At 67.7% G+C, this 6973-nt stretch carries 6 protein-coding genes and 2 pseudogenes; 2 read left to right on the top strand and 6 right to left on the bottom strand.

All coding sequences use genetic code 11. The features are described from left to right. Positions 1-667 (top strand): annotated as a pseudogene (locus tag DM816_RS21235) (hypothetical protein); the annotation flags it as partial. Positions 668-684: 17 nt separating this feature from the next. On the opposite strand, the pseudogene DM816_RS21230 reads toward DM816_RS21235, so the two are convergent. Next, a pseudogene (locus DM816_RS21230) lies at positions 685-1099 on the bottom strand (erythromycin esterase family protein); the annotation flags it as partial. Between the two features lie 222 nt (positions 1100-1321). Then, a complete protein-coding gene (locus tag DM816_RS21225) occupies positions 1322-1903 on the bottom strand; it encodes a TIGR03086 family metal-binding protein (protein ID WP_246002091.1) in 582 nt (193 codons plus the stop codon). A gap of 15 nt (positions 1904-1918) precedes the next feature. Between DM816_RS21225 and DM816_RS21220 the strand changes: the two genes are divergently transcribed. Beyond that, positions 1919-2596, top strand: a complete 678-nt coding sequence (locus DM816_RS21220; protein WP_246002090.1) for an SGNH/GDSL hydrolase family protein — start codon at positions 1919-1921, stop codon at positions 2594-2596. Positions 2597-2696: 100 nt separating this feature from the next. Here DM816_RS21220 and DM816_RS21215 read toward each other — a convergent pair whose 3' ends face one another. The 4 genes from DM816_RS21215 to DM816_RS21200 all read right to left on the bottom strand — a co-directional run bounded on the left by DM816_RS21215 (position 2697) and on the right by DM816_RS21200 (position 6971). Then, positions 2697-3626 carry a methyltransferase gene (locus DM816_RS21215; RefSeq protein WP_162907675.1) on the bottom strand — a complete coding sequence of 310 codons (930 nt, stop codon included), beginning with the start codon at positions 3624-3626 and terminating at the stop codon, positions 2697-2699. Next, positions 3613-4524: a phytanoyl-CoA dioxygenase family protein gene (locus tag DM816_RS21210; protein WP_117212077.1), complete on the bottom strand. Its 912-nt coding sequence runs from the start codon at positions 4522-4524 to the stop codon at positions 3613-3615. The genes DM816_RS21215 and DM816_RS21210 overlap by 14 nt, the downstream gene beginning before the upstream one ends. Beyond that, entirely contained in the window at positions 4517-5539 is a 1023-nt protein-coding gene (hppD, locus tag DM816_RS21205) for a 4-hydroxyphenylpyruvate dioxygenase (RefSeq protein ID WP_117212076.1), read from the bottom strand. Before hppD ends, DM816_RS21210 begins: the two co-directional genes overlap by 8 nt. Positions 5540-5690: 151 nt before the next feature. After that, entirely contained in the window at positions 5691-6971 is a 1281-nt protein-coding gene (locus DM816_RS21200) for a beta-ketoacyl-[acyl-carrier-protein] synthase family protein (protein WP_117212075.1), read from the bottom strand. Positions 6972-6973 lie beyond the last annotated feature (2 nt).

Genomic DNA, 6973 nt, shown 5'->3' with positions numbered 1-6973 from the left:
GGGCTGCCTCGCCGGTGGGGCAACGCTTTTCGTGCTCTCCGGGCGGCCGGTGGCACTGCTGCTCGTGGTCGTCGCCGGGTTTGTGGCGGGGCTCGCGACCGCCTCGGTGAACCCGCCCGTCTCGCGTCCCGCCTATCTCGGCGTGCCCCTGGGCACGGCCGCAGCCGCGTGGACGCTGGGCCAGCTCACCCTCCTCATTGGACTCGGCGCGGCCGCTGCGGCGTACCTTATAGCGCTTTTGATCCCGGTGTTCGCCTTCCGCGCCTGGCGTCAGCTCGTCCCCGACGGGCCGCTGCTGCCGATCGGCCCGGCCCGCCTGCCCGGACGGCTGACCGTGCACCTGGTCTACACCAACGGCCAGTGGGTGATCGAGGTACGGCGCGGGCGGGCGCTGCTCGGCAGCCGGCACACGGTCAAGTCGGCCGAGGCGTTGAATATGCTTTCTTTGCTTGAGGTACCGGGCGTGCGTGACACTGTCGAGAAGGCGCTCAGCCTCGACCAGGCGCAAGCGGCTCGGCAGGCCGAGCGGGCGCGCGCCGAATTGTCCGAACTGGAGGCCAAGCTCGCCGGGCTCAACGAGATGGTGGAGCTGACGAGCACGGCCCGGCCCGATGTTCAGGAGCCTCAGGAGCAGAGGATGCCGAACTCGTCCCCGCCCGCGCGATAGACGTGGACAGCGTGCCCTCAGACGCCGGTGGGGAAGGTCTCCAGCTCACCTGGCACACCGGGCTCGGCGTGCAGCGGATGAAAGCGCACTGGTGTGCCGGCACCAGATCAGCGCGGCGCGGCGATGACCCGCCCGCGGTGGGTTGACCCGCCCGCGGTGGCTGGCGAACCCCACGAGCACCACCTGGTCGTCGCCGTACCGCTCGCGGGCCAGCTGGCCGATGTTGACCATGCCGCTCGCGGCCATGTCCGTGGCCCGAGCATCGCCCACATGGGTGTTATGCGCCCAGACGACCGCCTTGCTGTGCGGGCCATAGTGATCGAGCAGCCGGTCGATGGTGTCCATCATGTGGGTGTCGCGGATGTTCCACGACTCAGCGCTGCCCCGGACCATGGCCCCGTAATAGCGTTCGGCCTCCGCCACAATCCGCGCGGCGCCGATCCGGTCGACGAGCGGGCCGAAGTCCGTGCTGTGCCATTACCCCACGGGCCCGTTTGCCATGCCCGCCACCGGGCACGCACCCAAACAGACCTGCGATGAGCGACCGTGTTCCCGTCCGGCGAGCACGGCGACGGCGATATCCGGGTTTCGCAGCGGCAACCGGCCAGCCGGTTGCGCGATCGGAACCCGCCGGTACACGCATCGGTGTCAGCGTCAGCTGCTCGGCGTCCAATGTGGATCGCGCCCGAGGTAGGCCATGAGCCGCAGGCCGGTCGGCGCCGCGTCGTCGATCGGCACGTGCGCGGCGAACGGGTCGCCCGAGCCGAACGCCACCTCGGGCCAGCGCTGCGCGATGGCCAGCCCGTGCGCGCACAGCTCCTCGTCGAGCACCGGCTCGATGCCCAGCGCCATCGCCACATCCCAACCGTGGGCGAGGAAGTCGACGGCGTGCATGTGCAGCGTGGCCGCGGCCGGGATCGTGCCGTAGCCGTGGATCTGCAGGCTGCGCGACAGGAGGTCGGGATCGGCGAACGCGGCCGTCGCGGCGTCGGCCGATTCGCGATACACGAGATAAGGGTCTTTTCCAAGGTCGGGACCCGCCCACACGGCAGGGTCGGGCGCGTCGCCACGCGCGGCGAAGGCCCAGCCGAAGTGGCTGCCCGCCATGTGGCGCACCAGATCGCCCAGGGTCCAGCCCGTGCACGGCGTGGGCAGGCTCAGGTTTTCGGCCGCCACCCGCCGCATGGTCGGATCGATGGATTCCAGCACTCGCCGGTCGTATTCTCTCGGATCCACAACGATACTTTAGACGTGGAAGCCGACGACCCATACTGCCTGTCCCACGGTGAAGCCGAAACCCTCCTGACGGGACATCCCTGGAGGCGCTTCGCGGTCATCGGCGACAGCACCGCCGAGGGCATCGGCGATCGCGTGCCCGGATACAGCAATCTGCCCTGGTGCGACCGGATCGCGCACGAGCTGGCCCGCACCACAGATGGATTCGAATACCTCAACCTGGGCAAGCGCGAGCTCAAGGCGGCCGAGGTGCGCGAGTCGCAACTGGCCGCGGCCCTCGCCTTCCGCCCCGATCTGGCCATGGTCAGCTGCGGCGGCAACGACGCGCTGCGCGCGTCCTACCGGCCCGACGAAGTTGACCGGGAGTTGACCGCGATGGTCCGTGCCCTGCAGGACATCGGCGCCGACGTCATGACGGTCAGCGTCTTCGACATCTCCTACGCACCGTCCTTTCCGGAAAAGGTGCGCGCGGTGGTCGGCGCGCGGATGCAGAAGTTCGGTGCGCACTGCCGCGAGCTCTCCGCGCGGACCGGCACCATTCACGTCTACTGCACCAACCACCCCGCGCAGACAGACCCGGCCATGTACAGCGCGGACGGCCTCCACGGCAACCTGCGCCTGCACTCGATCTGCGCCGCGATCGCCATCCGGCGGCTCGGCGCCCATCTGAAGGGGATGAGGGCCGCCGCGTGACACCGCAACCGTGGCCGCATCGTTGACGGCTGCGGGGTCGGAGCCGTCAACGGGGGCACGGCGGGGATGCCAACGCGGCGGCCCAGCCTATGATGTCCTATCACGATACTGGTGCGCAGACAAGGCTGCCCTCCCCAGCCTGCACGACGGCGAACCCGTTGGCCGTCAGCAACTCGCGGTACTCAGCCACCGTCCTATCCCGACCTTCCAGGGTCACCAGCATCAGGAGATCGACCAGCCCACCGCCGGCAAACGCTTCGAGCACGACCAGACGCCCGTGCGCGGGCATAGCCGCACGCACCAGCCTCAGGATCCGGCCCGCATTGTCGTCGGACCAGTTATGCAGGACACGTGAAAGAATATAAACATCTCTTCCCTCTGGTACCCCGTCAAAGAAGCTGCCCTCGACGAACTCCACGCGCTCGCCCAGCGGCTCCAACTTGACGCGCGCCGCCGCGATGGCCGAGGGCAGCTCCACCAGCACACCCGTCTGGCCGTCGCGCAACAACCGCAGCAGCAGCGAGCCATCGCCCCCGCCGACATCCACAATGGAGCGTGCCCAGGACAGGTCCACAGTGGACGGCAGATTCGTCTCGCCCATCGACGTGTTGAACACCTCGGCCGCCGCCGGGTGCTCCTCCAGATAAACGTAGAAGGGCCTGCCGTACACCTTCTCGAACGCCGGTCCGTTGCCCATCACGGTGTGCATGATTTCGGCGAACGACCGGAACACCTCGTCACCCTGCAGCAGCGCGTGCAGCCGTACCGAATCCTCCACATCGGACCGCAGCAGCCGCCCACCCGCTGTCAGGTCGAACCGACCCGGCTGGGCCTCTGTGCACAACCCGGCCGTGCACAGCGCGCGCAGCAGCCGGGTCAGCGCCTGCTCCGAGGCCCCGGTGGCCGCGGCCAAGCGTGAAGCGGTGTCCGGCAGCATGTCCGGCACACCGAGCTTCACAACCGCGTACACCGCCTGGGCCACCCAAGCACCGCTCAGGAGGCCCAGCAGCCGTTTTCTAGCCAGCGACATCGGGCTCCGACCAGATGACGGGACAATAGGTGGGATCCGCGTAGTCGGGCCGGCCGTCCGGCGTCTGCCGCACCACATAGTCGTGGTTGTACGAGACGAAACTGCCGTCGCTGAGCTCGTAGCGGCGGTATTGGTTTTCGCCGTCCTGCAAATGGAACGAGATGGCCCGGCGCGGCCGGTCGCTACGGTTGCCGCCGCTGCCGTGGTAGGTGCGGCAGTGGTGGAAGCTCATGTGCCCCTTCGGAATTATCATGGGCACCTTGCGCACGTCGGTGTTGTTGAAGTCCGCGTTGCGCCGCAGCTTCTCCTCCAGGTCCTCCTTGTCACGGTCGGCGAAGTGACGCACGGTCGTGTCGTCGTTGTCGATCTCCTTCCACAGATGGCTGCCATCGATCATCGTGATGGTGCCCATCTCCTCGCCGCAGTCGTGGAACGGGATGAACGCCGTGAGCATGCGCTCGGAGGTGGAGGTGGCCCAGTAGTGGCGGTCGAAGTGCCACGGCACGACGTTGGTCGGCTCGTCCGGCCTCGGCGGCTTGTAGATGAGCGTCGACTGGAACACGCGGATCTCGTCGGCCTGGGCCAGGCGCGCCGCCACCGCCCCGATGATGGGCTTGCGCAGGATGCGCGCGATCGCGTCGCTCTCGTAGTGCACGTAGTCGTTGTGCCGCTGCACCGCACCGTGCTGCGGCTCCCAGTAGGCCAGGCGCGGCGGCCGGACCGGCAGCGTGCGGTCGCGATGCCCGGCATAGAACCGTTCACTCGCCTCGACGAGCTCGTCGACCTCGTCGTCGGTGAGCAACTTTCCGGTCAGGTACCACCCGTGCTCGGCGTAGAACTCCACGTCCTCATCGGACGGCAGCAGCTGCCGTTCCTCCTCGGTCAGTTTCTCAAGCATTCTTCTCTCCGGTTGCCATCGCCAGCTCGCGCTCCTTGGCCTCGTAAAGCGCCTTGATGTTGCTCGATCCGAACGTGAGGGCGCCGTGCCGCTCGATCAGCTCCAGGAACAGCGTCCGGCGGATGTGCATGGACTGCGTGAAGATCTGATACATCCGTCCCCAGTGGTCCTGGTCCACCAGCACGGCGTGCCTGCGCAACTGCTCGACCGGGATCTCGGTCTCGGTCAGCGCGAGCGCGTCGTAATAGCTGCCGGGGGTGCTCAGGAACCCGATTCCGCGGTCGGAGAACGTGCTCACCGCGCGGATGATGTCGTCGGTGCGGAACGCCACGTGCTGTACCCCGGCGCCCGCGTGCCACTGCAGGAAGTCGTCGATCTGGCCGGGCCGCTTCGCCGGGTCCGGCTCGATGAGCGTGAGCGTCACCTCGCGCGAGGGGCTCTGTACCACCTTCGAATCCATGCCCTGCCCGCCGACCTCGATGTACTCCTCGAAGATCTCGTTGAACCCGAAAGCCTCTTGATAGAACCGTGAGGTCGTCGCGAGGTCGCCGGAAGGCACGCAGATCGCAAGGTGGTCGATGACCTGCAGCAGGCCGTCGTCGGGGTCGGAGTCGGCGACCGGCTCGATGCCGGGCAGCCACACCTCCTTGTCGTCGTACCGCTGCACCAGCCGGTGCATCACGTCGCCGAAGCCGTTGACCATGGCGAACGCCGCCTTGTCGTGGTGCACGGGTGCGTGGTGCGGTTCGAAGTCCTCGACGCCCATGCCGATGACGGCGACACCGTCGCCGTGCCGGCCGACGTATTCGGTCGCGGGGTGCCGTGAGGTGAGCCCGGAGGTCAGGACGATGTGGATGTCGCCGTGGCGCAGCAACAGGGAACGCTGATCGGTCAGTCCGGTCTGCGGACCGCCCTGGCCGCGGACGCGAAACCCAAAGGCGGTGCAGAGAAAGTACGCGGTCTGGCGGGCATCGCCGACATAGAACTCTAGGTGGTCCACCCCGAGAACATTCATCTCAACCTACCTATTCTTCGATTTACCCCACCGTTTTCCGGGCGTGAAAAGGTAGGGACGGATGCCCCGTGGCGTGCGTTGTCGCACAAAAAATTGCGGCTATGAATGCGAAACTGCCTTCATTCGAAGCTAGCCCGACATTTGAAAAGAATCAATAAGACCTTTGGGCCCCCTCGAATCGACTCTGAGGAATGCGAGGCCGGCCAAGGACAAGGCTCACATTGTGACCACCGAATCCGAACGAATTGGTTAAAGCGAAGTCGATTTGACGGGTACGCGGAGCGCCTCGGATATGGTCCAATTCGCACGCTGGATCCGGCTCGTCCAAATTGTGTGTCGGGGGTAGCACCCCCTGTCCGAGCGCCATGACGCACGCGGCCGCCTCGACCGCGCCGGACGCGCCGAGCATGTGCCCGGTGACCGCCTTGCTCGAACTCACCGGCGGCACATCGTCGCCGAACACCGTCCGGATCGCCAGCGCCTCGGCCGCATCCCCCAGTTTGGTGCTCGTGCCGTGGGCGTTGATGTAGCCGATGTCCTTGGGCCCCAACCCGGAGTCGGCCAGCGCACGGCGCATCGCGTTGGCCGCGCCCTCGCCGTCCGGCCGCGGCGTCGTGGGGTGATGCGCGTCGGTCGTCATCCCCCACCCCACGACGCTCGCGTAGGCCGGCCTTCCGCGCGCCGCCGCGAAGTCGGCGCGTTCGAGCACGAACACACACCCACCCTCGGCGAGCACCATGCCGTTGCGGCGCGAGTCAAACGGGCGGCTCGCCTGAGCCGGGTTGTCGGCCCATCCGCGGGCCAGCGCGCGGGCGTTGCCGAACGTGTCGGCCAGCGTCGGAAACAGTGGAGCCTCCGAACACCCGACCACGGCCACGTCGGCCTCCCCGTTGCGCAGGATCCGCACACCCTCCGCAATGGACTGTGCCCCCGCCGCACAGGCCGTCCCGATCGACGAGCTGTAGCCGCGCAGGCCGTACTTGATGGCGATGCGGGCCGTGCCCATGTTGGGCAGCATGCCGGGCAGCAGGTATGGGCTCACGCCCATCCGGCCCTTCTCGGTGCGCGTGACCACCTGTGCCTCAAGCGCGGCCAGCCCACCGGTGCCGGAAACCACTGTGGCGACACGGTACGGATCGACGTCCTCGCCGGGCTTGAGGGAAGCGTCGGCCAGCGCGTCGCCCGCCGCGACCAACGCCATCACGATGTACCGGTCGATCGTGCGCGCCTCCGGCCCCGGCATCACGCTCGCCGGGTCGATCGGCGGGCCCGCACCCATCACCTCCAGCGCACCGAACGCGGGATGCCCCTCCTCGGGCCGCACGATCCCGGACCGGCCGTCGCACATAGCGGCGAACACCTCCTCAGGCTTGCGCCCGATCGGTGTCACCATGCCCATCCCCGTGATCACTATCTCTGGCCGGGTGTTCATGG

Source organism: Allorhizocola rhizosphaerae (assembly GCF_003426775.1).
GTDB lineage: Bacteria > Actinomycetota > Actinomycetes > Mycobacteriales > Micromonosporaceae > Allorhizocola > Allorhizocola rhizosphaerae.
The sequence above is the reverse complement of the archived record's forward strand: the minus strand, read 5'-3'. Positions and strand labels throughout refer to the sequence as shown.

Bases quoted from the DNA above. Each gene is read 5' to 3' on its own strand.
- DM816_RS21215 (WP_162907675.1), bottom strand. From the start codon at position 3,626: ATGTCGCTGGCTAGAAAACGGCTGCTGGGCCTCCTGAGCGGTGCTTGG.
- DM816_RS21210 (WP_117212077.1), bottom strand. From the start codon at position 4,524: ATGCTTGAGAAACTGACCGAGGAGGAACGGCAGCTGCTGCCGTCCGAT.
- hppD (WP_117212076.1), bottom strand. From the start codon at position 5,539: ATGAATGTTCTCGGGGTGGACCACCTAGAGTTCTATGTCGGCGATGCC.
- DM816_RS21200 (WP_117212075.1), bottom strand. From the start codon at position 6,971: ATGAACACCCGGCCAGAGATAGTGATCACGGGGATGGGCATGGTGACA.